Below are 501 nucleotides of genomic sequence, written 5' to 3'. Positions count from 1 at the left end.
CAAAAGGGTGTCGTCATCCACGTACGCGGGCGCCATGCTGCGTGTGCCGCTGACTGCATCGAGGTATCGAATGCCTACCGGCGTGACAGGGCATGGTGCGTCCAACGCCGCTTGGATCAGGTTGCCGTGAAAGGGCAAGACATGGATGCCGTCATTGGTGGTGCCCTCCGGGAAGACGGCTATCCGGTGCCCGTCACGCAAGTAACGGGTGATCGTTTGCACCACCCGCATGGCATCACGGCGTTTGCTGCGCTCTATGAACAAAGTGCCTGATCCCTCAACGAGCCGACCTAAGAGCGGCCATGCTTTGACGTCCGATTTAGATAAAAAGCGCACCGGGTGCGAGGCATTCATAACCAAAATGTCGAGCCACGATACATGGTTGGCGACCACCAAGCCAACCGCCGGCTGCCCCCCTTTGAGTACTAAGGTCACGTTCAAAATAGCCAACAACTCTTTGGACCATGTTTGTACCATGGCGTCGCGCTCTGGCTGCGATGC

At 57.7% G+C, this 501-nt stretch carries 1 protein-coding gene; it reads right to left on the bottom strand.

Annotated elements, in window-relative coordinates; genetic code table 11:
- Positions 1–477, bottom strand: a 477-nt coding sequence (locus AC1QQ2_RS15165) for a lysophospholipid acyltransferase family protein (RefSeq protein ID WP_479713774.1), incomplete at its 3' end; no start/stop codon positions are given.
- Positions 478–501 lie beyond the last annotated feature (24 nt).

It is taken from the genome of Aestuarium sp. (genome assembly GCF_023253315.1).
Classification (GTDB): Bacteria; Pseudomonadota; Alphaproteobacteria; order Rhodobacterales; family Rhodobacteraceae; genus Marivivens; species Marivivens donghaensis.
This window is presented reverse-complemented; position numbering and strand designations above follow the sequence as displayed.